The organism is Nocardia heshunensis, from assembly GCF_054782115.1.
The window spans coordinates 187,072-212,548 of sequence record NZ_BAAGTC010000029.1; the positions used below are offsets into that span (position 1 = coordinate 187,072).

Sequence of the window (25,477 nt, forward strand, 5' to 3'; positions counted from 1 at the left end):
CGCGCGCCTAGAGGCGTTCCAGCACGCCGCGCAGCAGTTTGCCCAATCTCGGTGCGGCGGCGTGGCCTTCGGCCAGCACCTCGGCGTGCGAGAGATGCTGACCGGTGACGCCCGCGGCCAGGTTGGTGACCAGCGAGATGCCGAGCACCTTCGCGCCGCCCTCGCGGCAGGCGATGGCCTCCAGCACGGTCGACATGCCGACCAGATCCGCGCCCAGGGTGCGCAGCATGCGGATCTCGGCGGGCGTCTCGTACTGCGGCCCGGTCAGGCCCGCGTACACGCCTTCGCGCAGGCTCGGATCGATTTCCTTTGCCAGCGCCCGCAATTCGGGATCCCAGGCGTCGACCAGGTCCACGAAGTTGGCGCCCTCGATGGGGGTGCGCCCGGTCAGATTGAGGTGGTCGCTGATGAGCACCGCCTCGCCGACCGCGAGCCCGTCGCGAATGCCGCCCGCCGCATTGGTGAGCAGCACCGTCTGCGCGCCCGCGGCCAGCGCGGTGCGCACGTTGTGCACGACCTGTCCCGGCGCGTGGCCCTCGTAGAGATGCTGGCGGCCCATGAGCAGCAGCACCGGCTCGTCGCCGACGGGGACGGAGTGGATGGTGCCCTGATGGCCTTGGGCGGTGGGCGATCCGAATCCCGGCACCTCGGCCATGGAAATGGAGGTGGCGGGTTCGCCGATCACGGCGGCGGCTTCCTGCCAACCGGATCCCAGCACCACGGCGACGCGATGCTTGCGCACACCGGTTCGTTCGGCAATGGCTTCGGCGGCTAGTTCGGAAACCCCGCCCATGGCCTTCTCGGCTAGCATGTCGCCCACCCTAGTCCTAGGCGATCAACGCTGCCCGGCCACCGCCGCGACCTGCCGTTTTCACGCGTTATGTCCTGGTCTTTCGTGTCCCGAGAGTTATCCCTACCCACGGGTAGGTATCGCTCTGTGCCCCCGCTACGCTGCACTCATGCCGTATTTGAAGCGTGATGGCGACGTGTTCGTACTGTCTCTCGGGACCGAGGGGCAGACCATCGACAGCGAGAACCGTTTCCACCCGGACTGGATCACCGAGGTGCACGCGCTGCTCGACGAGGTCGAGGCGTCCGAGGGCCCGGCCGCGCTGGTCGTCACCGCCGAAGGCAAGTTCTTCTCCAACGGCCTCGACACCGATTGGCTGTTCGGCAATTTCGACAAGAACTGCTGGTACCTCGACCGCGTGCATTCGCTCTACAGCCGCCTGCTGGCCTTCCCGTTGCCGACCATCGCCGCGGTGAACGGCCACGCCTTCGGCGCTGGCGCCATGCTCGCCACCTCCTGCGACTTCCGGGTCATGCGCGCCGACCGCGGTTTCTGGTGCCTGCCCGAGGTGCACCTGGGCATGCCGTTCACGGTCGCCATGAACGCGCTGGTCACCAACCGCCTGATCAACCAGGTCGCGGTCGAGGCCATGACCACCGGCCGCCGCTACGGCGCCGATGACGCCATCGCCGCGGGCATCGTGGATGCCAAGGCGGATGCCGAGTCGTTGCTCGCCACCGCGATCGCGCGTGCCGATCTGCTCAAGGGCAACCGCAAGCCGAACCTCCCGGTCATCAAGCGCGCCCTGCACCAGAACGCCCTCGCCGGTCTGGCCGTGGAGACCACCCCGGAGAACCTGGCCTTCAACCCGTAAGGTCTGTTCCTCCCGATTCGAGGGGTTCGAGGGCTTGCCCTCGAACCCCTAATTTCTGCCCATCCCGTGATCTGCCGGATATTTTCCGCCGGACCTGGTGCGACAGACCGGCACGGTAGTGCGAGACTGTTGGGATGCAACCGTCGCGCAACAGCGATGAACGCACTCTTCGCAAACCGACTAGTCGGCACGATGTGCTTTCCGTGTCGACGCCGAATGCTGCCCTGGCAGCACCGGATCCGCTGCTCATTGCCGAGGTAGACGCTGCTATCGCCGCGCACCGCGAGCGATTGATCGCGCTGTCCCACGACATTCATTCCGAACCCGAGCTTGCGTTCGAGGAATTTCGCAGTGTCGCAAAGACAATCGAGCCTTTGCGCGAACGCGGCTTTCGGATCGAAACGGGCGTAGCGGATCTTCCCACCGCATTCACCGCCGAATACGGCAGTGGCGACCTGGTAGTCGGAATTTGTGCGGAATACGACGCACTCCCCGAAATCGGGCACGCCTGCGGCCACAACATCATCGCGGCCTCGGCCGTCGGCGCGGCCCTGGGTCTGGCCGCCGTCGCCGACGCCTGCGGCATCACCGTGAAGGTGCTGGGTACGCCCGCCGAAGAGTCCGGCGGCGGCAAGATTCTCATGCTCGACCGCGGCGTCTTCGACGATCTGGCCATGGCGCTGATGGTGCATCCGGGCCCGGAGGATATCGCCGGCGCGCATTCGCTGGCGCTCGCGGATGTGTCCGTCGTTTTCCACGGCCGCGAAGCGCATGCCAGCGCCGCGCCGCACCATGGGCGAAATGCCCTGGATGCCGTCACCATTTCGCAAGTTGCTTTAGGTTTGCTGCGGCAACATCTCCTGCCCGGACAGCAACTGCACGGTATAGTCGGGTCGGGCGGCGTCGCCCCCAATATCGTGCCCGGACACGCGGAACTGCTGTATTACCTACGTGCAGTCGACACCGCGACCCTCGAAGATCTGATGCAACGAGCATCGGCCTGTTTCGAGGCAGGTGCCCTGGCGACCGGATGCACACACGAAATCCGGAAGCTCGCGCCGACATATACCGAGCTCACTCCCGACAGCGCACTACTGTGTGCCTATCGCGAGCAGATCCGAGACCTCGGACGCGAGCCCATCGCCCCGGAATTCGAGGCGGCACGGCCGCTGGGCAGCACCGATATGGGCAACGTCACCAACGTCATCGCGGGTATCCACCCGGTCATCGGCATCGATGCCGGGGGCGCGGTGACCCACCAACCCGCGTTCGCGGCCGCCGCCGTGAACGCCTCGGCGGACCGCGCGGTCCTGGACGGGGCAACGGCGTTGGCTCGCACCGCGATACATATTGCGGGCGACAAAGTGCACAGGGACAGGTTGTCGGAACGAGTCATTCAACGGCAGTTTCAGCGACAGGAGGACATTCGGTGAGCACAACCGGCCGGTCCGCGGCGCGACTCAACGGACCAGTGACAGCTGGCTGCGTCAGCACGCAGGCGAGCGTCGCGATGGAACCGGCTACCGGGCACGAGAGGGTCGAGGCCTGGCTCGCGGAGCACATGGACGACCTCGCGGCGTGGCGTCGCCACATCCACGCCAACCCGGAGCTCTCTCGAACCGAGTTCGGTACCACCGAATTCGTGGAGTCCTGGCTGGTCAAGGCCGGGCTGGAGCCGCGCAAGCTACCGAGCGGTACCGGCCTGATCGTCGACATCGGCCCCGACACTCCCCGGATCGGCCTGCGCGCGGACATGGACGCGCTGCCGCTGCAGGAGTACACGGGCTTACCGTTCGCCTCCACCGTGCCCGGCGTCTCGCACGCCTGCGGGCACGACGCGCACACCACCATCCTGCTCGGCACCGCGCTGGCGCTGGCCGAGATCCCGGACCTGCCGGTCGGTGTGCGGCTGGTGTTCCAGCACGCCGAAGAGGTCATGCCCGGCGGCGCCATCGACATGGTCGCCGCGGGTGCGATGGAAGACGTCTCGCGCATGTTCGCGCTGCACTGCGATCCGCGGCTGGAAGTCGGCCGGGTCGGCATCCGGGTCGGCGCGATCACCTCGGCCGCCGACACCGTCGAGCTGGTGCTGGATTCGCCCGGCGGCCACACCTCGCGCCCGCACCTGACCAGCGACCTGGTCTACGCCATGGGCACCGTGATCACCGGCCTGCCCGGCCTGCTCTCCCGCCGCATCGATCCGCGCACCAGCACCGTCATGGTGTGGGGCGCGGTGTCGGCGGGCAAGGCGCCCAACGCGATTCCGCAGACCGGCATGCTCACCGGCACCGTCCGCACCGGCGATCACGCCACCTGGTCGCTGCTCGAGCCGATGGTGCGCGAGATCGTCGAGGGCCTGCTGGCCCCGACCGGCGTGCGCTACCAGCTCAACTACAAGCGCGGCGTGCCGCCGGTCGTCAATGACGAACAGGCCGTGCGCATGTACGAGGAGGCCATCCGCGGTCTCGGACCGGACGCGCTGGCCGACACCCAGCAGTCCGGCGGCGGCGAGGACTTCTCCTGGTATCTCGAGGAGGTGCCGGGCGCGATGGCGCGGCTCGGCGTCTGGTCCGGGCAGGGCGAGCAGCTCGACCTGCACCAGCCGACCTTCGACATCGACGAGCGCGCGCTGGCCGCCGGTGTCCGGGTGTTCACCAATATCGTCCTGAACGCCGGCTGACCCAGCCACGAAACAAGCCGGGCCGCACCCGAAGGTGCGGCCCGGCTTCGTGTTTCGGGGTTACTTGGCTGCCTCGGCGATGTCGCCCCAGGCGTGCCAGCGGTCGATCTCGATCCACACCGAGACGCGCTTCTGGTCGCGGACGCCGTACTGGCCGCCGGTGTAGTGCTGGGCGATCCGGTCGATGACCGAGGAGTCCGCGTCGTTCTCGATGGAGACGATGCGGCCCTGGATGCTGACGTGGCTGTACCAGTTGTCATCGGCCAGCACGGTCAGGCTGATGCGGGGATCCTCGCGCAGGTAGTCCAGGCGCTTGCGGAAGTCGGCCAGGTTCACCAGGATTCGGCCGTCCTCGTACAGGTACCAGGTGGCCACCGAGACCGGCTGACCGTCCGGGCGATTCGAGGCGAACACGGCCGGGTTGGGCCGGGACAGGAATTCGGCGATCGGGGCGGGCACGGGTGTCGCGGGCATGACTCCTCTTTCGACGGTTCGAAGATCGTTCCTGTCCCGCAACACCGCTACCGCGCCGAATCTTCCGGCCGCGGTGCACCGGCTGTTACGGCCCGAAGGTGCCCGGGCCCACGTTCTTGCTGTTGCGGGTGCGTAGGGCGTGCGTGTAATCGCTTGGCGCGCCCGCCTTCTCGGCGGCATCGGCGATGACGCCGATGTACCGGGCCGAGGGCAGCCCGCCCTCGTAGGCGTCCAGCACGTAGAGCCACGCCAGGACCGGCTCGGAGCCCGCGCCCTGATTGGGGGTGACGCGCAGCCGGATCTTCTTGTGGATGCCGAAGTCCGAACCCTCCCAGCGGTCGAGGCTCAGCTCGTCCTCACTGGGAACGTCGTAGAGCACGACGAAGACCCGTTGCCCGGCATCTTCGACCACCGTCGCCAGCGGTCCCTCCCAGCCGATGTCGTCCCCGGCGAAGGTGAGGCGCCACCCTTCCAGCCAGCCGGTTCCGTATACGGGGGAGTGCGGACAGCGCTTGAGCATCTGCTCGGGATCCATGTTGGACCCGTAGGCGGCGTAAATCGGCACCATAGAAGCCTATCGAACAATCCGGGAAGACCATCCCCGATCCCGTCACAAGTCGGTCGGCGTGCGCATGATCGGTAGCCGTGAGATCGCCGGAACCGGTGCCGGACCTCGCGCGTGTCCGGTTCGTCCTGGGGCGGCAAGGAGTTCGGGCAACACTCCCTCCATGACTGGCGAACTTCGCGAATGGGATGCGCCACAGTGGGACAGTTGTCCTGGGATGCGGTCAAACACGTATGGAGCTGGACGGATAACGTAAGGGACCGGCATCGGAGATCCCGGGGCCGGAATGAACGCGGAGGAACAATGACCCGCATTGCGATCATCGGTGGCGGCCCCGCCGGTTACGAAGCGGCGCTGGTGGCGGCCCAGCACGGGGCCCCGGTCACGCTGATCGACAGTGACGGCATCGGCGGCGCGTGCGTGCTGTGGGATTGCGTGCCGTCCAAGACCTTCATCGCCTCCACCGGCGTGCGCACCGATCTGCGCCGCGCCCGTGACCTGGGCATCACCGTGCATCCCTCGCAGGCGCAAGTGCGTCTCGCCGAGGTGAACTCGCGAGTCAAGGCCCTCGCCCAGGCCCAGTCCTCCGATATCCGCACCAAGCTGCAGACCGCCGGTGTCACCGTCCTCTCCGGCTACGGCGAACTCATCGATCAGGCCCCCGGTCTGGCCACCCACCTGGTGAAGGCCACCCTCGCCGACGGCCAGGAGCGGGTCATCGAGGCCGAGGTGGTGCTGATCGCTACCGGCGCGAGCCCGCGCGTGCTGCCCGGCGCGGAACCCGACGGTGAGCGAATCCTGAACTGGCGTCAGCTCTATGACCTCAAGGAACTGCCCGAGACCTTGGTCGTCGTCGGTTCCGGTGTGACCGGCGCCGAATTCGTCTCCGCCTATACGGAGATGGGCGTGAAGGTGAAATTGGTCTCGAGCCAGGACCGCGTGCTGCCCCGCGAGGACGCCGACGCCGCGCTGGTGCTCGAGGATGCCCTCGCCGAGCGTGGTGTGGAACTGGCCAAGCACGCGCGCGCCGACGCGGTGGAGCGCACCGCCGACGGCGTCGTGGTGAAGCTGTCCGACGGGCGCACCGTCACCGGCACCCACGCCCTCATGACCGTCGGTTCGGTCCCGAACACCAACGGGCTGGGCCTCGAACGCCTCGGCATCGAACTCGACAAGGGCGGATACCTGCGCGTGGACCGGGTTTCGCGCACCACCGCGACCGGCGTCTACGCGGCCGGCGACTGCACCGGCCTGCTGCCGCTGGCCTCGGTGGCCGCCATGCAGGGCCGCATCGCGATGTACCACGCACTGGGCGAGGGCGTGCAGCCGATTCGCCTGAAGACCGTTGCGTCCGCGGTGTTCACGCGCCCGGAGATCGCGACTGTCGGTGTCTCGCAGACCGCGATCGACAATGGCGAGACTCCGGCCCGCACGGTCATGCTGCCGCTGAACACCAACCCGCGCGCCAAGATGTCGGGCCTGCGCCGGGGTTTCGTGAAGATCTTCTGCCGTCCCGCTACCGGTGTGGTGATCGGCGGCGTTGTCGTGGCCCCTATCGCCTCGGAATTGATCCTGCCGATCGCGCTCGCGGTGCAGAACAACCTCACGGTGAACGATCTGGCGCAGACGTTCTCGGTGTACCCGTCCTTGACCGGATCGGTCACGGAGGCGGCGCGTCAGCTCATGCGGCACGACGATCTGGACTAGCCGCAACGCTTTTCACACCCAGCCCGCGGGGCGCGGAATTCGCCTTTGTTACCGGCCCGTCTTGCTGCCTTGTCTCCCTTGTGATTAAGTTCGCGGCGGAAGCGATCGGCAGGGCGGTCGCGAGCGTTACGTAGCGGGGGCTCTCAATTCCCCTCCGCGGCGAGGCTCTTCGATGCCCCGGAGCGATCGTGCCGCCGAGGGACGAAGGAATTGAGCGAAACGTGAAGCACCGCAAGCCGAGTCGGATCAAGGCGAGCACCTCCCTGACGCTGGCCGGTGCGGCCGCGGTGGTGTCGCTGTTGTCCGCGCCCGCCAACGCCGCCCCCGCCGACCCGGGTGCGGTCCCGGCCGACCAGCAGCAGCCCGATCCGGCCGCGCCGCCGACCACCGACACCCCGGCTCCGGACGCGAAGGCGCAGGTCGTGCCCGCGCCGAAGCCGGAGAACGTGCAGCCGGGCACCACCAAGCCGCAGCAGACCCAGCCGGGTGTGACCGCGCCCACCACCCCGGCCACGCCGGACAACGCTGCGCCGCAGCAGGATCCGGGTCAGCCGCAAGGCGCCACTCAGCCGGAGGGCACCACCCCGAAGGTGGATCCCAACACTCCCAAGAGCGATCCGAACGCCTCGCAGGCCGGCAACAACGGCCAGCCGGCGCAGCCGAAGTCGGTCAAGCCGCAGCCGGGTGTCACCGTGCCGCGTGTCGCGCCGCTGCCGGTGCCGGGCCAGTCGGCGCAGCCCGCGGTGACCCAGCCGGATCCGGCCGCCGCGCCGGGTCAGACGACGCCGGGCCAGGCTGCGACGCCCAAGCCGAACGACCAGTCCGCGCAGCCCGCCGGGACCGCCCCGCAGCAGGATCCGGCCGTGGACACCATCACCGGCCAGCCGTCGGTGACCGCCCCGCAGCAGCAGCCGCGCTGGCAGTCGCCCGCCGTGGACACCGCCCCGGCCGCGCCGGTGGTCGCCATGACCGGTCCGCACACCGAGGTCGGGGTCAACCTCGACGGTGGCGCGGTGCTGCCGGGCTGGGCCGCCAACACCCACCACTTCAGCAATCTGGACGGTTACGTCGGCACCATCGGCTACACCACGCCGGGTGGCATCGGTGAGGCCGGTATGTCGCTGGACTTCACCACGATCAACCAGATCAAGGTGACCGCGTTCGCCGGCAGCGGTCCGGACAACGATCAGAAGGTCGAGTTCCTGCTGGACACCGCCGCGGCCAACGCGGCCAAGGCCGATGCCGAGAACTTCATCCGCCTGATGCCGGGCGGCGCCACGATCCTGGAGGCCGCGGCGCAGATTGGTAAGCTCCCGGAGGGCGAGCGGCCGTCGTCTTCGGTCGACGTCGGTGGCGTGACCGCCCAGGTGGGCGAATCGGTTCAGTACTGACAGATCCATAGGTTTCCGGTGATGGCGCCGGTAGGGGAAGTGTCGTCGCGTGGGGCGGTCGTGAGCGACCGCCCCACGCGCATGTGGCGAAAGGACGGGTGATGGTTTCCGGTCAGGACGAATCCGCCGACCGTCCCGAACCCGGGGAGACGAAGGGGCCCGAGCAGGCGAGCGGGACCGCACAGCCGAACGGGTCGACGCAGCCCGGCGGGCCCGCGCAGGGTCCCGCGGTGGAGTCGGAATTCGGGCCCGCGCTCAGCGAGTTCGGTCCCGCGCAGGGTCAGTTCGGTCCGGCACAGGGTGAATTCGGGCCGTCGCTGGGTGATTTCGGGCCCTCGCTGAACGAGTTCGGTCCCGCCCCGGCCGCCCCCGCGCCGGGCTGGAGTCCCGCTCCCGGGCCGCAGGGTCCGGATGTGGGGTGGCGTCCCGCCGGTGGGCCGGTTCCGCCTCCTCCGCCGCAGTATCGGGCTCCGGATGCCTGGGGACCGACGAGCGGGCAGTATCCCGTGCAATATCCGACCGGGCAGTATCCGCCGGTGAACGGTCCCACCACGGGCCAGTTCCCGGCCGTCGAGGGCGCTGGACGGCAATCGGGTACCCCGGACGTCGAGCAGACCGTCAGAATCCCGCCTGGCGGGTCGCAATCGGCCCCTGGTGATCAAGAACCCACCACCCGTATCACCGGCGCCGATCAGGCCGCCGCCGAAGGGAATTCGCCGAACGGGGCGGCGGCGGAGACCACGCCGGACTCGTGGTGGCGCTCCGCGCCCAGCGGCTTCCCGCCCGCGCCGCCCGCGGAATCCGATGCGTCGCAAGGCGAGTCGCTGTCCTGGGCGGACGATCCGATCGTCAAGGCGCTGACGCCGAAAACCCCTGTACCGCAGGCCAAACCGGCGGAGACGAAGCGGTCGTGGCGCAAGATCGGCGTGATCGCGGGCGGCGTCGTGGTGCTGCTCGTCGTGATCGGGCTGGTCGTGTTCGCGGTCATGCGCGGCGGCAAGGACGATGTCGGCGCGGGTGGAGCGACGACCACCGGCAAGGCGCCCTCGACGGTGGCCGCGCTGAGTTGCCCGTCCCGACACGACGGTCCGCTGACGATCGGCAATGGCGCGGGCGGCACCGGCAGCGGTGTGGACGCGATCCTCGGTTTCGAGCACGCCTTCTATGTGGAGCGCAGTGGTGCGCTGGCGCGCAGCTTCGTGGTGCCGGAGTCGACCACGGTGATGCCCGCCGACGTGATCCAGCAGAAGGGCATCGATCCGCTCAAGGCGGGCACCACCTACTGCCTCAAGATCGTCGAGTCGGGTAAGAGCCCCGATCAGGCGCAGTCGTTCTACGACGTGGACATCACCGAGCATCGGGCGGACGGGACCACGGAGGTCTACACCGAGCGCGTCACCACCGTGGAGCGGGACGGCAAGCACCTCATCCAGTCGATCGAGTAACCCGGAATCTGGACTCGTGTTCCATATAGTGGGACGCGAATTTCATATCCTGGTCGCCGTGTGACATGGTGGAGTTTCGCATACCCCGGCGTTCCCTCGGAGGTGGTTCATGTCCGCGACCTTCCCGCCCCTCGCGCGGCGACTCGACGGCCTGCAGAGCTCGGCAATCCGTGACCTGCTCAAGCTCACCTCGCGCGCGGACATCATCAGCCTGGCCGGTGGGCTGCCGGACGCCGAACTCATGCCCCGCGACCGCATCGCGGCGGCCGCCGACGCGGCCCTGTCCGACCGCTCCCGGCTGCAGTACACCGAATCGCCGGGCTGGGGCCCGCTGCGCGAGGTGCTGGCCGCCCGCGAGTCCGGCCGCACCGGGCGGCCCGTCCCCGTCGACGAGATCTTCGTGACCCACGGCTCCCAGCAGGCGCTTTCGCTGCTGTCGGAGGTGCTGCTGGATCCGGGCGCGCTGGTGGTGGTCGAGGATCCCGCGTATGTCGGTGCGCTGCAGGTCTTCCGGGCCGCGGGCGCGCGAATCGTGGCCGTGCCCTTGGATTCCGATGGCATGCGCGTCGACATGCTGCGCGAGTTGCTGGCCGCCGGGGAGCGTCCCGCCGTCGTGCACACCGTCAGCAACTTCCACAATCCGGGCGGCGTCACGCTGAGCCCGGACCGTCGCCGGGAACTGGCGGCGCTGGCCGAGCAGTACGGCTTCTGGATTCTCGAGGACGACCCGTACGGCGAACTCTGGTTCGACCGGCCCTCGCCCGCGCCCGTGGCGACCTACTCGCCCTTCGTGATCCGGCTCTCCAGCGCCTCCAAGATCCTGGCGCCCAGCCTGCGCGCGGGCTGGATGATCGCTCCGCAGCCGGTCTGCCGGGCCGTCGAACTGCTCAAACAGGGTGCGGACCTGTGCGGTTCGGCACTCACCCAGCAGATCACCGCCGACCTGCTCGCCGACACCGACTGGCTGGCCGCCCACGTGGATACGGTCCGCCAGGTGTACGGCGACCGGGCCCGCGCCCTGGTCGACGCCGTGCGGTCCCGCTTCGGCGACAACGTGACCTGCACCGACGCCGCGGGCGGCATGTTCGTCTGGGCCGACTTCACCGACGGCACCGACACCGACGCCCTGCTCCCGCACGCGCTCGACGCGGGCGTCGCCTACGTCCCCGGCAACGCCTTCGCCGTCTCCACCGACTACACCCGCTCGATGCGGCTGTGCTTCACCACCTCCGACGCGGCCACCCTCACCGAGGCCGTCGACCGCCTCGCCAAGGCGCACGCGGCCGTGCGCAAGGTCTGACGCCACCCTGTCATTCCGGCGTGCATTTGGCCGGAATCCAACGCGCGCAGTGTGGATCCCGGCCAAACGCACGCCGGGATGACGAGGGGTTGCTCAGACGGATTCGGGCTGAGTGACGGGGATCGGGTCGAGAACCTCGCGCCGGGCTTCCGGGGCTTCCAGGCGTAGAGCGTCCGCCGCCTCGTCGTCGGGCTGGGTTTGGGATTCGATCTCGGCGCGGACGCGGGCGGTGTAGACCGCCACCTCGCGGTCGATGTCGGCCTCCGACCAGCCCAGTACCGGGGCCACCAGCCGCGCCACCTCGTCGGCGGAATCCGCTCCGCGGTGGGCGTATTCGATGGAGATGCGGGTGCGGCGGGCCAGGATGTCGTCCAGGTGCAGCGCGCCCTCGGCGGCCGCCGCGTACACGGCCTCGACCCGCAGGTAGCCGGGTGATTCCGTAATCGGCTGCAGCAGATCGGGTTTGCCGTCGGCCAGGCCGAGCACCTCGTCGATGAGCGAGCCGTACCGGTTGAGCAGGTGCTGGATCCGGTAGGGGTGCACACCGTACTTCTCGGCCAGGTGCGGGGTCTGGTTCATCAGCGCGTGGTAGCCGTCCGCGCCCAGCAGCGGCACCTTCTCGGTGACGGTCGGCGGGACGCGGCGCGGAATGTCCTGTGCCGCTTCGTCGACCGCGTCGTAGGCCATCACCCGGTAGGTGGTGTACTTGCCGCCCGCGATGGCGACCAGTCCGGGCGCGATGCGGGCCACCGCGTGCTCGCGCGAGAGCTTGGAGGTCTGATCGGATTCCCCGGCCAGCAGCGGGCGCAGGCCCGCGTAGACGCCGGTGATGTCGGCGTGGGTGAGCGGGGTGACCAGCACCTTGTTGATGTGCTCGAGCAGATAGTCGATATCGGACTTGGTGGCCGCCGGATGCGCGAGATCCAGGTTCCAGTCGGTGTCGGTGGTGCCGATGATCCAGTGGTCGGTGCTCCACGCGATGACGAACAGCACCGACTTCTCGGTGCGCAGGATGATCGAGGTGTCGCTGGCGATGCGGTCGCGCGGCACCACGATGTGCACGCCCTTGGAGGCGCGCACGTGGAAGCGGCCGCGCTGCCCGGCGATGGCCTGGATCTCGTCGGTCCACACGCCGGTGGCATTGATGACGACACTGCCGCGGATCTCGGCGGTGCGCCCGTCCTCGCTGTCGCGCACCTTCACCCCGGTCACCCGGTCCGCTTCGCGCAGGAAGCCGACCACCTGGGTGGAAGTCCGCACCACCGCACCGTAATTGGCGGCGGTGCGGGCCACGGTCATGGTGTGGCGGGCGTCGTCGACCACGGTGTCGTAGTAGGTGAGGCCGCCGGTCAGCACGCCGTTCTTCAGGCCCGGGGCCAGTCGCATGGCCGCCGACTTGGTCAGATGATGCTGTCCGGGAACGGATTTCGCGCCGCCCATGGTGTCGTAGAGGGTGAGGCCCGCCGCCACGTAGGGCCGCTCCCAGACATAGTGGCTGAGCGGATAGAGGAAGCGCAGCGGCTTGACCAGGTGCGGGGCCAGCGTCGACAGTGCCAGTTCGCGCTCTTTGAGGGCCTCGCGGACCAGCCCGAACTCCATCATCTCCAGGTAGCGCAGACCGCCGTGGAACATTTTCGACGACCGGCTCGAGGTGCCCGCCGCCAGATCGCGGGCCTCCACCAACGCGACCTCCAGGCCACGGGTGGCGGCGTCCAGGGCGATGCCCGCGCCGACCACGCCACCGCCGATCACAATGACGTCGAAGGTGTCCTTCCCGAGTCGCGCCCAGGCAGCTTCGCGCTGCTCGGGGCCCAGGAACTGCGATCGCGGTTGCTTCGTCATCCTCAGACTCCTCTGGGCTACTTTTCGGCTACCGAGGGCTACGGTACCCACAGTAGCCCGCGGTGTCGGTTAGCCTCGAGCGATGCGTCGTTATGTGGCCGCCATCGATTCCGGGACGACGTCGAGTCGTTGCATCGTGTTCGATCATCAGGGCCGAATCGCCGGAGTCGCCCAGCGGGAACACGAACAGCTCTTCCCGCAGCCCGGATGGGTCGAGCACGATCCCGAATCCATCTGGCGCAATACCGAATTGGTGATCGCGCAGGCGTTGAAGGGCTGCGGCATCGGGGCCGCCGAAGTGGCCGCCGCGGGCGTCACCAATCAGCGTGAGACCACCGTGGTGTGGGAACGCGCCACCGGTAAGCCCGTCTACAACGCCATCGTCTGGCAGGACCTCCGCACCGCCGAGCTCACCGAGACCCTCGCCGGGGAATTCGGGCCCAATCGTTACAGCGACCGCACCGGCCTGCCGCTGTCCACGTATTTCGCCGGGCCCAAACTGCGTTGGATCCTGGACGAGGTCCCCGGTGCCCGGCAACGCGCCGAAGCCGGGGAGCTGTGCTTCGGCACCATCGACAGCTGGATCCTGTGGAAGCTGACCGGCCTGCACATCACCGACGTCACCAATGCCTCGCGCACCATGCTGATGGATCTGCGCACGCTGCAATGGGATCCGCAGATCTGCGCCGAATTCGGCATCCCCCTGTCGATGCTTCCCGAAATCCGCAGCAGCTCCGAGGTTTACGGCGACATCACCACCGGCGCACTCGCGGGCGTCCCCCTCGCGGGCATCCTCGGCGACCAGCAGGCCGCCACCTTCGGCCAGGCCTGCCTCTCACCCGGCGACACCAAGAACACCTACGGCACCGGCAATTTCATGCTCATGAACACCGGCACCACCCCCGTCTTCAGCGAGCACGGCCTGCTCACCACCGTCTGCTATCGCCTCGGCGACCAGCCCGCCGTCTACGCCCTGGAAGGCTCCATCGCCGTCACCGGCTCCCTGGTGCAATGGCTGCGCGACAACCTCGGCATCATCTCTTCCGCCGACGAGATCGAGCCGCTGGCCCGCACCGTCGCCGACAATGGCGGCGCCTACGTCGTCCCCGCCTTCTCCGGCCTCTTCGCCCCGCGCTGGCGCCCCGACGCCCGCGGCATCGTCGCCGGCCTCACCCGCTTCGTCAACAAGGGCCACCTCGCCCGAGCCGTCCTGGAAGCCACCGCCTTCCAAACCCGCGAGGTCATCGACGCCATGCGCGCCGACTCCGAAGCCCAACACCTCGACGTCGAAAAGGTGACCCTGAAGGTCGACGGCGGCATGGTCGTGAACGAACTGCTGATGCAGTTCCAAGCCGACATCCTCGACGCCCCCGTGGTCCGCCCGATGGTCACCGAAACCACCGCCCTGGGCGCGGCCTACGCCGCGGGCCTGGCAGTCGAGTACTGGTCCTCCACCGACGACATCCGAGCCAACTGGTCCGAAGACAAACGCTGGACCCCATCGATGTCGGCTGACACCCGCACCCACCTCATGACCGAATGGAACAAGGCGGTCGAACGCACCTACAACTGGGCCTGACCCGGTCCCGTCATCCGGCCTGACCGGCAGTCCGCCTGCCGGTCAGCGCCGGAAGATCAATCGTCACACTGGAATTCAGCAAGGGGAGCGCGATCCGCCCGGTCTGTCTGCCGAGGTTCTCGTACCGGTCGGCCATCAGGCGAAAGGCCCTGAGGCTCATGGGATCGTCCATATCGATCAACCAGTAGTTCTCGACGCCCGCCTCGGCGTACTCCTCGAGTTTGGTGACCCGATCGGTTCGCCTGGTGCCCTCCGACATGTTCTCCGCGACGAGACAGACATGCTCCGGCGACCAGCGCGGCAGATTGTCCTCGATCCCGGCCTCGGTCCCCACCAGCAGATCGGGCACCCGCACGGTCGGCACCGGCCCGTCATCGACCACGAGTTCAACTCTCCGCAGCGTGCCCCAAGTAATGGGCAACTGCGGCTCGAGCTGCGCCGCCAACCGCAACACAGCCTGCTCATGCCGCTGCCCCGGCCGCGGAGAAACAATCAACACCCCCTCGGCCAACTCCAGGCTGTGACTGTCGTCCTTCGGAACTTCCATCCAGTCATCCAGCGTCAACAGCCGACCGAGCCAGGGCATGGGATCCACCCGCGCCTCCCTTCACAAGCCCGAACCCTAACCAACTCGGCACCCGGACACACCGAATTCATGGAGGCTCAGCTTGTCCCGGTGGGGGAGCCGTTCGGGGCGGGTTGGCAGCGGGGGCAGAAGTAGATGGCGCGGTCGGCTCGGGTGGCGTGGGAATCGTCGCCGAGGAGGTGGACGACCAGGGCGGTGCCGCAGCGGGGGCAGGGGCGGCGTTGGCGGCCGTAGGCCAGTGTGCGCCAGGGTGGTTCGTGCGCGGCCTTGGTGAGTACTCGGTGTGCCTCATCGACCAGGGCCGGGAGGTCTTCGATTTCGCCGACCGGTATCGCGGGGTTGAGGCGGCGGAGGAAGCAGATTTCGCTGCGGTAGATGTTGCCGATGCCGGCCAGGTTGGTTTGGTCCAGGAGGGCGAGGCCGATCGGCTGGGCGGGGGCGCGGGAGAGGCGGCGGACGGCTTCTGCGGCATCCCAATTCGGGCCGAGGAGGTCGGGGCCGAGGTGGTCGGTGGCGGTGTGTTCGTCGGGGTGGCGGAGGACTTCGACCAGGCCGAGGGAGAAGCCGACGGCTTCGGCGTCGGCGGTGGCGAGGATGAGGCGGGCGGTGAAACCTGGCTTGGTCCAGCGTTGTCCGGGCTGGTAAACCCGCCACTCGCCCTCCATTTTGAGGTGGGTGTGGATGCTCAGGTCAGGGGTGCGGATGAAGAGGTGTTTGCCGTAGGTGCCGACCGAGTCGACCGGCTGGCCCTTCAGGTCGAGGGTGGCGTAGCGCGGGACTCGGAAGTCACTGCGGGTGAGTTCCTTGCCCGCCAGTGCTTTTCGGAGGCGGGCGGCGGCCAGGAAGACGGTGTCACCTTCGGGCATGGCGGCTCACGGTCGGCCTCGGAGGCGGAAGCCCTTGGGGGTGGCGGCGAAACCGGCCTCGGTGAGGAAGCCCGCGAAGGTGTTGCCGTGCACGGATTCTCCGTTCACTCGGTCGATGACCAGGGAGTCGACACGGCGGTCGTGGACCAGGGCGGCCAGGGCGGTGGCGGCGGCGGTGCGGATCGCCGGGTCCTCGCTGAAGGTGAGCAAGGTTTTGCCGCCCCGTTCCAGGTAAAGCGCCAGTTCGCCTTCGACCAGCACGACCAGGGCTCCGGCCTTGCGGCCCGGGCGGTGGCCCGCGCCTTCGGCGGCCGCCTTGGGCCAGGGAAGTGCCGCGCCATAGGGATTGGCCGGATCGCAGGATGCCAAGGCGACGGCCTTGCCGACCGGGTCCGCCGAGAACGAGTCGCGGGAGCGGTCGGTGTCGAAGGAGCGCAGTCGATCCACCACGTCCGTGGTCGAGAACTGCGCGCCGCCCAGCGAATCCACGAAGTAGCCGCGCCGACAGCGGCCGCGATCCTCGAATTCGGTGAGCACCCGGTACATGAGCGCGAAACCGCCGGGCACGCCCTCGCTTTGCACGGAACCACGCGTCAGGACCCCGTACCGCTCGAGCAGCACATCGGCCGTGGCATGGGCGCGGATCGTATTGTCGGCCACCCGCTCCGGTAGCAGCGACCACCGTCCGGCCACCTGCGGCGAACTGGTGCGGGCGGGCATCCCGGTGCGCGGCAGGTACATTCGTCCGCGCGGGGTGCGCCGAGGGGTGCGATGCGCGGTCGTGGTGCGGGTCGTCCCGGCCAGCAGGGCACGCACGGGTGCGAAGGTGTCGCCGCCGATATGCCCGGCCCACACCAGATCCCAGAGTGCGGCCGTCACAGCGGTCTCGTCCTCGGTGTCGGCGCCCTCGAGGAGCTGGCGGAAGAAGTACGCGCCACCGGTGCTGCCCGCCACCACCTGGTACTCGCCCTTCGACAGGGCGGTGCCCGCGGGCTCGCCGTCCACCCGTGCCCCGGCATCCACGGTGCCGCCGATCACGGTGGCGCCCAACGCCGTCAGCAGCGAGATGTGGCGTTCGGTCAAATCGATATCGTCCGGCGGCGGCAGCGTCAGCCCCGCCTGCTCGGCCGGATGCAGCGCGATCCAGCCGTCCTTGGCGGTGATCGACCCGTGCCCGGACCAGATCACCTCACCGGTCGCCATCAGCTCGTCGAGCATGGCGGGGGAGTAGTCGCGCACCCGCAGCGGCAGGATCAGCGACTCCCAGGCCGACGCCGGAATCGGCACGCCCGCAAGCTGTTCCACCACCGCCGCGACCCCGTCCACCCCGCGCAGCTCGCCGCTGCCGACATGCTGCCAGGACGGCAGGAACCGGCCCAGCGCCGCGGTGGCGACCGGCTCCACGTCCTTGCGGGCGGCGGCCAGTGAGCGGCGGCGCAGTCGGCGCAGCACTTCGCTGTCACACCATTCCGAACCCGCCGAACCGGGCGTGAATTCGCCTTCCACGACCCGTTTCTCGAGGCCGAGACGATGTAGCGCGGTCGCCGCCACGGCCGGCCCCAGCCCGAACCGGTGCGCGACGGCGGTCAGCGTGAACGGCCCGTGCGTGCGCGCGTACCGGCCGACGAGATCGCCCAGCGGATCGGCGACCGGCTCGATGAATGCGGCCGGAACGCCGATCGGCAGCGGCACTCCCAGCGCGTCCCGCAACCGTGAGGCATCCTCGATCGCCACCCACCAGCGCGATCCAGCGAACGAAACGTCCAGCGCCCGATGCGATTTCATCAGCTCTGTGAACCATTCGGCAGGATCCGACTCACACCGCTCACTCGCCTCCGCGGCCGTGATCGGCCCGAGCAGCCGCAGCAGATCCGCCAGCCCCTCCATATCCCGCGCATGCCGTTCGGGCGTGAGCCGCTGCAGTTCCCGCTCGGTCTGCTCGAGCACCGCCGCGTCCATCAGCTCCCGCAGCTCGACCCGCCCCAGCAACTCCGCCAGCAGACTCGAATCCAGCGACAGCGCCGCCGCCCGCCGCTCGGCCAGCGGCGAGTCGCCCTCGTACATGAACTGCCCGATGTAGTCGAACAGCAGCGAATTCGCGAACGGTGACGGCGTGGCCGTCTCGACCTCCACCAGCCGCACCTGCCGCCGCGCCACCCGGCCCAGCAGCTCCCGCAGCGACGGGAGGTCGTACACGTCCTGCAGGCACTCCCGCACCGTCTCCAGCAGGATCGGGAAATCCGGGAACTTGCGTGCCACATCCAGCAGTTGCGCCGCCCGCTGCCGTTGCTGCCACAGCGGGGCCCGCTTACCAGGATCGCGGCGCGGCAGTAGCAGCGCCCGCGCCGCGCACTCCCGGAACCGGGACGCGAAAAGCGCGGAGCCGCCGACCTGTTCGGTCACCAGGTCATCGATCTCGTCGGTCTCGAAGACGAACAACTCCGCCCCCGGCGGATCATCGGTGGTATCGGGCAGCCGCACCACGATCCCGTCGTCCGACGGCGTCGGTGCCGCATCCACCCCGAACCGCTCCCGCAATCGCGCCCCCACCGCCAGCGCCCACGGCGCGTGCACCGGCAACCCGTACGGCGAATGCAACACCACCCGCCAGTCGCCCAGCTCATCGCGAAACCGCTCCACCACCAACGTCTTGTCCGACGGCAGCTGTCCGGTCGCCTCCCGCTGCTCGGAGAGCAGCGCGATCAGATTCGCCTTCGCGTTCTCGTCCAATCCGCCCTGCAGCGAGACGGTGTCGACCTCGGAGTCCCCGGAGGCCCCGGCATCCTTCGATCGCTTGACCTTGTCGAGTTCCTGACCCGCATGCCGCACGAATTCGCCCAGTGCCGCACCCAATTCGGCGGGGCGGCCCAGAGAATCCCCGTGCCAGAAGGGAAGTCGGCCCGGCTGACCGAACGCCGGTGTCACCAGCACCCGGTCGAAGGTGATCTCCTCGATTCGCCAGCTGGTCGCACCCAGGGCAAAGACATCGCCGACTCGGGATTCGTAGACCATCTCTTCATCGAGTTCGCCGACGCGGGAAGCCTTTTCGCCGACCATGAAGACCGGGAACAGGCCACGGTCCGGGATCGCGCCACCGGACGTGACGGCAAGGCGTTGCGCGCCGGGCCGCCCGGTGAGGGTGCCCGCATCACGGTCCCACACGATCCGCGGCCGCAATTCGGCGAACTCGTCGGAAGGATAGCGCCCCGCCAGCAGATCCAGCACCGACTCGTAAGCCGAACGCGGCAGTGCCGCATAGCTTCCCGTGCCGCGCACGGTATCGAACCAGGCGTCCGCGTCGATTGGCTCCAGCGCGCAGGCAGCCACCGTCTGCTGGGCGAGGATGTCGAGCGGATGGGCTGGGACCTGCAGCTCCTCGATCTGCCCCGCCGTCATCCGCATGGACGCCACCGCGCAGTGCACAACATCCGTGCGGTGCTTGGGGAAGATGACGCCCCGCGAGATCTCACCGACCTGGTGCCCGGCGCGACCCACCCGCTGCAGCCCCGACGCCACCGAGGGCGGCGCCTCCACCTGCACCACCAGTTCCACCGCACCCATATCAATACCGAGCTCGAGGCTGCTGGTGGCGACCACACACCGCAGCCGCCCGCTCTTGAGATCATCCTCGATGAGCGCCCGCTGCTCCTTGCTCACCGACCCGTGATGCGCTCGCGCCAAAAGCGTTGTCGCGCCGTGAATCACCTCGGTGGAGGCCCCGAGCTGCGCGGGCGGCTTGTGCTCGGTCTCCACGGCCTCCCCGAGCCGCGCCGCGTACGCCTCGTTCAGGCGCGCGGTGAGCCGCTCCGACAGCCGCCGCGAATTGGCGAACACGATGGAGGACCGATGCTCCAGCACCAGATCCACGATCGCCTCGTCCACATGCGGCCAGATCGAGCCCGGTTGATCCGAATCCTCCCGGCCCGCATCGGGTTCGGTCATATCCGCCACCGGCACCCGCACCGATAGATCGAACGTTTTGGGCGCGGGCGGCGCGACAATTGTGATGGGCGCGCTCCCGACCAGGAACTTCCCGACCTCCGCCGGAGGGCGCACGGTCGCCGACAAGCCGATGCGCTGCGCGGGCGACGGCGTCAGCCGATCCAGCCGAGCCAGCGAAAGCGCCAGGTGTGCACCGCGTTTGGAGCCCGCGATGGCATGCACCTCGTCCACGATCACCGTGTGCACCTCGCTCAGCGACTCCCGGGCCGCCGAGGTCAACATGAGGAACAGCGATTCCGGTGTGGTGATCAGAATGTCCGGCGGCGTGCGCTGCATGCTGCGCCGATCCGCCGGACTGGTATCCCCGGACCGCACCCCCACCCGAATCTCGGGCGCATCCACCCCGAGCCGCTTGGCCGTCTGCGTGACCCCCACCAGCGGCGCCCGCAGATTCCGCTCCACATCCACCGCCAAAGCCTTGAGCGGAGAGATATAGAGCACCGAGGTCTTACGCGGCCCGCTGACCGGTTCCCGGGTGGCCAGCCGATCGATGGCCCACAGAAAAGCCGACAGCGTCTTACCCGATCCGGTGGGCGCGATCACCAGCGTGTGCTGCCCCGCCGCAATCGATTCCCACGCCCCCAACTGTGCGGGCGTCGGCGCGGGAAACGCGCCGTCGAACCACTCTCTGGTCGCGGGGGAGAACCGATCCATCGCCCCAGTCTGCACCCGCCCACCGACAGACCGGGCCACCCTGCCCCTATCGGTCGGTTCTCCCCGCATGTCCGTTTTCCGGGTTCAGGGGGGTGAGCGAAGACCAAGCAATCGGGTTACGCCCCTGGGAGCCGCGCGTAGGCTTCCGTCCGTGCAGAAGGTGCTCCGACTCGATCTTGTCAGTCACGGCATGACAGAGGCGATGCGCAAAGCACGATTTCCGGTCGATGAACCACTCACTGAAGCGGGCCGCCGCTCGGCCACCGCCTGTGGTCGACTGAGCGCGGCCCGGGTCGTCACCGCACCCGAGCGCCGCACCGTCGAGACCGCCACCCTGATGGGACTCATGGGCGACGAGGACGACCGACTACGCGATCTGGACGCGGGCGCCTGGCGCGGCGGCGAGCTCATGTCCGTCCCCAAGGAGGACCTCTACCTCTGGCTCACCGATCCGGCCTACCGCGGCCACGGTGGCGAGGCCGTGGTCGATGTCATCGAGCGCACCGGCGAATGGCTCGCCGACATCGCCCTCGACGGTGAGCCCACCATCGCCATCACGCACCCGGCCGTCATCCGCGCCGCGCTGCTGGTCACCCTCGACGCACCCGCGAAGTCGTTCTGGCGCATCGACGTTCCCCCGATCAGCGTCACCCGCCTGCACTATCGCGGCGAGTGGACGCTCAACTTCCGCTGACCGGTCGGGCCGCGGCCAGCATGGCCCGCACCGCATCGGTGATCAGCCCGGCGGAGATGCCGGGGTCCAGGGCGCGCTGAATGCCCAGGCCCAGACCGAGACTCAGGATCGTGGTGGCCGAGTCCTCGGCCGACATCGGCAGCACCACGCCCATGGAATCGGCCAGCACCTCCAGTTGGGCGGCCGCGGCCCCGCGCATCATGCCGAGGCTCGACACCAGCGCGGCCTGCAGCTCGGCGTCGTCGCGGGCCACGATGGCGAATTCGAATTCCAGCAGCGTCCAGCCGACGTCGCCGAGCGTGCGCTCGGCCCAGCCCTGGAAGCGTTCCATCCGATCTTCCAGGGGGTCCTCACCGCCGAGCAGCGTGCTCAGTTCGGAGAACTTGGTCTCGTGGATGAGCCCGAGCACCTCGAGGCACAACGCGGACTTGGTCTTGAAATTCGAGTACACCGCGCCCTTGGAGTACCCGGCCTCCTCCGCGACCCGTTCCAGGCTGGTCTTGGCGTAGCCGTCCCGCAGGAACATCTCGCGGGCGGTGGCGAGCAGGTCGGCGCGGGTGCGGGCCTGGCTCTCGGGCCGGGTGAGTCGTGCCATGGCCACGATTCTATGTACTGAAAGATTTGGGATACCGCCGGTATGTGAATACTGCTAGTGTTCGAAACCATGAGTAACGGGAACAGGTCACAGCGACGTGGCCTCGCCATCGGCTGCGGCGGCACCGTCGGCATGGCCTGGATCGTCGCCGCGCTGGCCGCGGCGCGGGACGTACTGGACTGGGATCCGCGCACCGCCGACGCCATGATCGGCACCTCGGCCGGCGCGGAAACGCTCACCATGCTGGGCAGCGGCATCGGTGTCGACGACCTGATCGCCATGCAGCGCGGCACCGCCACCGACCCGATCCTCAGCGACCACATGCGCTCGGAGCCACCGCGATTCCCGCCGCTGCCCCGCCCGCGCCTCGGCGCACCCGCCCGTGCCGCCCGAGAACTGCTGGCCCGCCCGGGAAACGGCCATGCCCTGCTCACCGCGGGCAGCGGGCTGCTGCCGCAGGGGACCGGCGACCCGGCCTGGCTACAACGCCTGGCGCAGCGCCTCAACCCCGGCCGTGACTGGGTGCAGCACCCCGCCACCTGGCTGGTGGCCATGGACAATGCCACCGGCGAGCGGGTGCCCTTCGGCGCGCCGTCGGCTCCGGACGCGAATATCGGTGCGGCACTGCGGGCCTCGTGGGCCATCCCCGGCTGGTTCCCGGCCGTCGAGATCGCCGGCCGCCGCTTCGTCGACGGCGGCGCAGCCTCCACCGCATCGGCCGATCTGCTCATCCCCGCCAACCTCGACGAGGTCGTGGTGATCGCCCCCATGGCCTCCACCGGCCGCCTGCCCGCCACCGGCGCGGGCCACTTCCTCGAACGCCAGCTGCGAAACCGCATGAGCGAGAAGCTCGATGCCGAGGTCGCGCTGCTGCGCGCCACCGGCGTCAAGGTGCTGCGCATCGACGCCACCGCCGAGGACCTGGCCGTCATGGGCCCCAACTTCATGGACGGCCGCCGCCGTCTCGACACCTTCGAACACAGCCTGGTCAGCATCCGCCGCCGGGTCGAGCAGGGAGCATTCGCGTGAGCATCTTCGGAAACAACTATCCCGCCATCGATCTGCGGGGCGCCCGGGTACTGATCACCGGTGCGGGTCGCGGCATCGGGCAGTGCACGGCGGAACTCTTCGCGAGCAAGGGCGCGGAGGTGGCCATCGCCGATGTGGACACCGCCGCCGCCCAGGCTGCCGCGGCCGCGTTGGGGGCCAAGGCTTTCGAGCTCGACGTGCGCAAGCGCGACCAGTGGGACAAGGTCGTCGCCGACTTCGGCCGCATCGACATTCTGGTCAACAATGCGGGCGTGATGCCCGCCGGCGCCTTCCTCGACGAGCCGGACGCGGTGGGGCACACCACCATCGACGTCAATGTGTGGGGCCTCATCCACGGCATGCGCGCCGTCGTCCCCGGCATGATCGACCGCGGCCACGGCCACGTGGTGAACGTGGCCTCGCTGGCGGGCAAGCTCCCGGTCGCCGGTCTGGCGGTCTACAACGCCAGCAAGTTCGCCGCCGTCGGCCTCTCCGCCGCAACGCGTTTGGAGTTCGCGCCGCACGGGGTCAGCGTCAGCTGCGTCATGCCCTCGGCCGTGCGCACCCGCCTGTCCTCGGGCCTGTCCCTGGGCGGCGGCATGCCGACCGTCGACCCCGAGGACGTCGCCGCGGCAGTTGTCGGCACCGTGCGCACCCGTCGCGCCGAGGTCGCGGTCCCGAACTACCTGGGCGGGCTCGACGTCGCCATCGCGGCCGCCCCGGAGCCCGCCATGCGCCTGGTGCGCAAGGCCCTCAACGCCGACCGGGCCCTGCACCCCGCCGACGAGAAGGTCCGCTCGCAGTACGAGGCGCAGGTGCGGGCCATCACCGCCGAGGACGACGAGTCCTGAACACCGCCGGTTCGAGTAGGCCGCAGGGGTGTCTACTCGAACCGAATGCCTTGTGCCAGCGGCAGTTCGGTGGAGTAGTTGACGGTGTTGGTGGCCCGGCGCATATACGCCTTCCACGAATCCGAGCCGGATTCACGGCCGCCACCCGTCTGCTTCTCACCGCCGAACGCACCGCCGATCTCGGCTCCCGAGGTGCCGATGTTCACATTCGCGATGCCGCAGTCAGACCCGTCCGCGGCCAGGAACCGTTCCGCCTCGCGCTGGTTCTGCGTGAAGATCGACGACGAAAGCCCTTGCGGCACCGCATTGTGCAGCTCGATCGCGGCCTCCAGGTCGTGGTAGGTGAGCACGTAGAGGATCGGCGCGAAGGTCTCCTCCCGCACCACCGCGGTCTGTGCGGGCATGCGCACGATGGCCGGGCGGACGTAGAAGGCGTCCTCGCCCGGCCCCTCGATACGCTCGCCACCGCAGACCAATTCGCCACCGTCGGCCAGCGCGCGATCCAGCGCCGCCCGCATGCCCTCGTAGGCCCGCGCATTGACGAGCGGCCCGACGAGAACGCCTTCCTCGAACGGATTACCCACGCGCAGTTGCCGATACGCAGCAGAAATCCGATCCAGCAGTGGCCCTGCGACATCCACGTGCGTGATCAGCCGCCGCAGCGACGTGCAGCGCTGTCCGGCCGTGCCCGCCGCCGCGAAAACGATGCCCCGCGTGGCCAATTCCAGATCCGCCGACGGTGTGACAATGGCCGCATTATTGCCACCCAGCTCCAGCAGGCAACGCCCGAACCTGGCCGCCACCCGCGGCGCGACCCGCTGCCCCATCCGCACCGATCCGGTCGCGCTCACCAGCGCCACCCGCGGATCGTCCACCAACTGCTCGCCGACCGCCGCCGCACCCTGAATCAGTTGGTGCACTTCGGGATCCGCGCCCACCTCCAAGGCCGCCCGGCGTAGTAGCCCGTGACAGGCCAACGCGGTCAACGGCGTCATCTCCGACGGCTTCCACACCACGGTGTCGCCGCACACCAGCGCGATGGCGGTATTCCACGCCCACACCGCGACCGGGAAGTTGAACGCCGAGATCACCCCGACCACGCCGAGCGGATGCCAGGTCTCCATCAGCCGGTGCCCCGGCCGCTCCGAAGGCATGGTCCGCCCGTACAACTGCCGCGAGAGCCCGATGGCGAACTCGCAGACATCGATCATCTCCTGGACCTCGCCGCGCGCCTCCGGGCCGATCTTGCCCGCCTCCAGCGTGACCAATTCGCCCAGATCATCGAGATGTTCGGTGAGCAGCGCGGACAGCCGCCGCACCACCGCGGCGCGCTGCGGCGCGGGCACGGTGCGCCACCCGCGGAAGGCGGCGTCCGCCCGGGCGATAGCGGCGTCCACCTCCGCGGTTGTGCTGGCGCGCAAGGTGAGCAGCTCGTTGCCGGTGATGGGGGTGCGCGCCGGAAGTTCACCCGGTTCGGGCGATTCGACACCGAGGCGTCGCAGAATGTTGTCCGCGCGCTCACGGAGCTCACGGGTGGCCGGGGCGGTCAGTGC

The 25,477-nt window shown here is 69.0% G+C and carries 20 protein-coding genes; 11 read left to right on the forward strand and 9 right to left on the reverse strand.

Annotation, left to right across the window (positions count from 1 at the left end):
- Positions 1-7 precede the first annotated feature (7 nt).
- Positions 8-811: a purine-nucleoside phosphorylase gene (locus ACYVN4_RS43335; protein ID WP_460729805.1), complete on the reverse strand. Its 804-nt coding sequence runs from the start codon at positions 809-811 to the stop codon at positions 8-10.
- Positions 812-959: 148 nt separating this feature from the next.
- Between ACYVN4_RS43335 and ACYVN4_RS43340 the strand changes: the two genes are divergently transcribed.
- The 3 genes from ACYVN4_RS43340 to ACYVN4_RS43350 all read left to right on the forward strand — a co-directional run bounded on the left by ACYVN4_RS43340 (position 960) and on the right by ACYVN4_RS43350 (position 4,344).
- On the forward strand, positions 960-1,664 hold the full coding sequence (locus tag ACYVN4_RS43340) for an enoyl-CoA hydratase/isomerase family protein (protein WP_460729807.1): 705 nt from the start codon (positions 960-962) through the stop codon (positions 1,662-1,664).
- Between the two features lie 134 nt (positions 1,665-1,798).
- Entirely contained in the window at positions 1,799-3,097 is a 1,299-nt protein-coding gene (locus ACYVN4_RS43345) for a M20 family metallopeptidase (RefSeq protein WP_460729808.1), read from the forward strand.
- Between the two features lie 77 nt (positions 3,098-3,174).
- Complete coding sequence (locus tag ACYVN4_RS43350) at positions 3,175-4,344, forward strand: M20 family metallopeptidase (RefSeq protein ID WP_460730062.1); 1,170 nt, start codon at positions 3,175-3,177, stop codon at positions 4,342-4,344.
- A 60-nt stretch (positions 4,345-4,404) separates the two neighbouring features.
- Here ACYVN4_RS43350 and ACYVN4_RS43355 read toward each other — a convergent pair whose 3' ends face one another.
- Both ACYVN4_RS43355 and ACYVN4_RS43360 read right to left on the reverse strand, forming a co-directional pair.
- Complete coding sequence (locus ACYVN4_RS43355) at positions 4,405-4,818, reverse strand: PPOX class F420-dependent oxidoreductase (protein ID WP_460729810.1); 414 nt, start codon at positions 4,816-4,818, stop codon at positions 4,405-4,407.
- Between the two features lie 85 nt (positions 4,819-4,903).
- The gene (locus tag ACYVN4_RS43360) at positions 4,904-5,383 is read right to left on the reverse strand and encodes a gamma-glutamylcyclotransferase (protein WP_460729812.1); all 480 of its coding nucleotides are present in this window, start codon (positions 5,381-5,383) and stop codon (positions 4,904-4,906) included.
- A gap of 303 nt (positions 5,384-5,686) precedes the next feature.
- Between ACYVN4_RS43360 and ACYVN4_RS43365 the strand changes: the two genes are divergently transcribed.
- The 4 genes from ACYVN4_RS43365 to ACYVN4_RS43380 all read left to right on the forward strand — a co-directional run bounded on the left by ACYVN4_RS43365 (position 5,687) and on the right by ACYVN4_RS43380 (position 11,226).
- Positions 5,687-7,090: an NAD(P)H-quinone dehydrogenase gene (locus ACYVN4_RS43365; RefSeq protein ID WP_460729814.1), complete on the forward strand. Its 1,404-nt coding sequence runs from the start codon at positions 5,687-5,689 to the stop codon at positions 7,088-7,090.
- A gap of 221 nt (positions 7,091-7,311) precedes the next feature.
- Positions 7,312-8,481: a hypothetical protein gene (locus tag ACYVN4_RS43370; protein ID WP_460729816.1), complete on the forward strand. Its 1,170-nt coding sequence runs from the start codon at positions 7,312-7,314 to the stop codon at positions 8,479-8,481.
- A 101-nt stretch (positions 8,482-8,582) separates the two neighbouring features.
- The gene (locus ACYVN4_RS43375; protein WP_460729817.1) at positions 8,583-9,926 is read left to right on the forward strand and encodes a hypothetical protein; all 1,344 of its coding nucleotides are present in this window, start codon (positions 8,583-8,585) and stop codon (positions 9,924-9,926) included.
- A 109-nt stretch (positions 9,927-10,035) separates the two neighbouring features.
- Positions 10,036-11,226: an aminotransferase-like domain-containing protein gene (locus ACYVN4_RS43380; protein WP_460729819.1), complete on the forward strand. Its 1,191-nt coding sequence runs from the start codon at positions 10,036-10,038 to the stop codon at positions 11,224-11,226.
- A gap of 93 nt (positions 11,227-11,319) precedes the next feature.
- Here the strand turns inward: ACYVN4_RS43380 and glpD are convergent, their stop codons facing one another.
- On the reverse strand, positions 11,320-13,068 hold the full coding sequence (gene glpD / locus ACYVN4_RS43385) for a glycerol-3-phosphate dehydrogenase (RefSeq protein WP_460729821.1): 1,749 nt from the start codon (positions 13,066-13,068) through the stop codon (positions 11,320-11,322).
- A gap of 82 nt (positions 13,069-13,150) precedes the next feature.
- Here glpD and glpK point away from each other — a divergent pair, with 82 nt between their 5' ends.
- The gene (gene glpK, locus ACYVN4_RS43390) at positions 13,151-14,647 is read left to right on the forward strand and encodes a glycerol kinase GlpK (protein ID WP_460729823.1); all 1,497 of its coding nucleotides are present in this window, start codon (positions 13,151-13,153) and stop codon (positions 14,645-14,647) included.
- 10 nt (positions 14,648-14,657) lie between these two features.
- Here glpK and ACYVN4_RS43395 read toward each other — a convergent pair whose 3' ends face one another.
- From ACYVN4_RS43395 to ACYVN4_RS43405, 3 genes are all read right to left on the reverse strand, one after another.
- Entirely contained in the window at positions 14,658-15,233 is a 576-nt protein-coding gene (locus tag ACYVN4_RS43395; RefSeq protein ID WP_460730064.1) for a Uma2 family endonuclease, read from the reverse strand.
- A 77-nt stretch (positions 15,234-15,310) separates the two neighbouring features.
- Positions 15,311-16,099, reverse strand: a complete 789-nt coding sequence (locus ACYVN4_RS43400) for a DNA-formamidopyrimidine glycosylase family protein (protein ID WP_460729825.1) — start codon at positions 16,097-16,099, stop codon at positions 15,311-15,313.
- Positions 16,100-16,105: 6 nt separating this feature from the next.
- Positions 16,106-20,755: an ATP-dependent helicase gene (locus tag ACYVN4_RS43405; RefSeq protein ID WP_460729827.1), complete on the reverse strand. Its 4,650-nt coding sequence runs from the start codon at positions 20,753-20,755 to the stop codon at positions 16,106-16,108.
- 151 nt (positions 20,756-20,906) lie between these two features.
- Between ACYVN4_RS43405 and ACYVN4_RS43410 the strand changes: the two genes are divergently transcribed.
- A complete protein-coding gene (locus ACYVN4_RS43410; protein WP_460729829.1) occupies positions 20,907-21,449 on the forward strand; it encodes a histidine phosphatase family protein in 543 nt (180 codons plus the stop codon).
- On the opposite strand, the gene ACYVN4_RS43415 is transcribed toward ACYVN4_RS43410, so the two are convergent.
- Positions 21,436-22,044: a TetR/AcrR family transcriptional regulator gene (locus tag ACYVN4_RS43415; protein WP_460729831.1), complete on the reverse strand. Its 609-nt coding sequence runs from the start codon at positions 22,042-22,044 to the stop codon at positions 21,436-21,438. The two genes, ACYVN4_RS43410 and ACYVN4_RS43415, sit on opposite strands and share 14 nt — an antisense overlap.
- Before the next feature lie 69 nt (positions 22,045-22,113).
- On the opposite strand from ACYVN4_RS43415, the gene ACYVN4_RS43420 reads away from it, so the two are divergent.
- On the forward strand, positions 22,114-23,073 hold the full coding sequence (locus ACYVN4_RS43420) for a patatin-like phospholipase family protein (protein WP_460729833.1): 960 nt from the start codon (positions 22,114-22,116) through the stop codon (positions 23,071-23,073).
- Complete coding sequence (locus ACYVN4_RS43425; RefSeq protein WP_460729835.1) at positions 23,070-23,924, forward strand: SDR family oxidoreductase; 855 nt, start codon at positions 23,070-23,072, stop codon at positions 23,922-23,924. The genes ACYVN4_RS43420 and ACYVN4_RS43425 overlap by 4 nt, the downstream gene beginning before the upstream one ends.
- Before the next feature lie 32 nt (positions 23,925-23,956).
- On the opposite strand, the gene amaB is transcribed toward ACYVN4_RS43425, so the two are convergent.
- The gene (gene amaB, locus ACYVN4_RS43430) at positions 23,957-25,474 is read right to left on the reverse strand and encodes an L-piperidine-6-carboxylate dehydrogenase (RefSeq protein ID WP_460730066.1); all 1,518 of its coding nucleotides are present in this window, start codon (positions 25,472-25,474) and stop codon (positions 23,957-23,959) included.
- Between the last annotated feature and the right edge of the window lie 3 nt (positions 25,475-25,477).

Coding starts and splice junctions, on each gene's coding strand:
- ACYVN4_RS43335 (WP_460729805.1), bottom strand. CDS start 811: ATGCTAGCCGAGAAGGCCATGGGCGGGGTTTCCGAACTAGCCGCCGAA.
- ACYVN4_RS43340 (WP_460729807.1), top strand. CDS start 960: ATGCCGTATTTGAAGCGTGATGGCGACGTGTTCGTACTGTCTCTCGGG.
- ACYVN4_RS43345 (WP_460729808.1), top strand. CDS start 1,799: ATGCAACCGTCGCGCAACAGCGATGAACGCACTCTTCGCAAACCGACT.
- ACYVN4_RS43350 (WP_460730062.1), top strand. CDS start 3,175: ATGGAACCGGCTACCGGGCACGAGAGGGTCGAGGCCTGGCTCGCGGAG.
- ACYVN4_RS43355 (WP_460729810.1), bottom strand. CDS start 4,818: ATGCCCGCGACACCCGTGCCCGCCCCGATCGCCGAATTCCTGTCCCGG.
- ACYVN4_RS43365 (WP_460729814.1), top strand. CDS start 5,687: ATGACCCGCATTGCGATCATCGGTGGCGGCCCCGCCGGTTACGAAGCG.
- ACYVN4_RS43375 (WP_460729817.1), top strand. CDS start 8,583: ATGGTTTCCGGTCAGGACGAATCCGCCGACCGTCCCGAACCCGGGGAG.
- ACYVN4_RS43380 (WP_460729819.1), top strand. CDS start 10,036: ATGTCCGCGACCTTCCCGCCCCTCGCGCGGCGACTCGACGGCCTGCAG.
- glpD (WP_460729821.1), bottom strand. CDS start 13,068: ATGACGAAGCAACCGCGATCGCAGTTCCTGGGCCCCGAGCAGCGCGAA.
- glpK (WP_460729823.1), top strand. CDS start 13,151: ATGCGTCGTTATGTGGCCGCCATCGATTCCGGGACGACGTCGAGTCGT.
- ACYVN4_RS43395 (WP_460730064.1), bottom strand. CDS start 15,233: ATGCCCTGGCTCGGTCGGCTGTTGACGCTGGATGACTGGATGGAAGTT.
- ACYVN4_RS43400 (WP_460729825.1), bottom strand. CDS start 16,099: ATGCCCGAAGGTGACACCGTCTTCCTGGCCGCCGCCCGCCTCCGAAAA.
- ACYVN4_RS43405 (WP_460729827.1), bottom strand. CDS start 20,755: ATGGATCGGTTCTCCCCCGCGACCAGAGAGTGGTTCGACGGCGCGTTT.
- ACYVN4_RS43415 (WP_460729831.1), bottom strand. CDS start 22,044: ATGGCACGACTCACCCGGCCCGAGAGCCAGGCCCGCACCCGCGCCGAC.
- ACYVN4_RS43420 (WP_460729833.1), top strand. CDS start 22,114: ATGAGTAACGGGAACAGGTCACAGCGACGTGGCCTCGCCATCGGCTGC.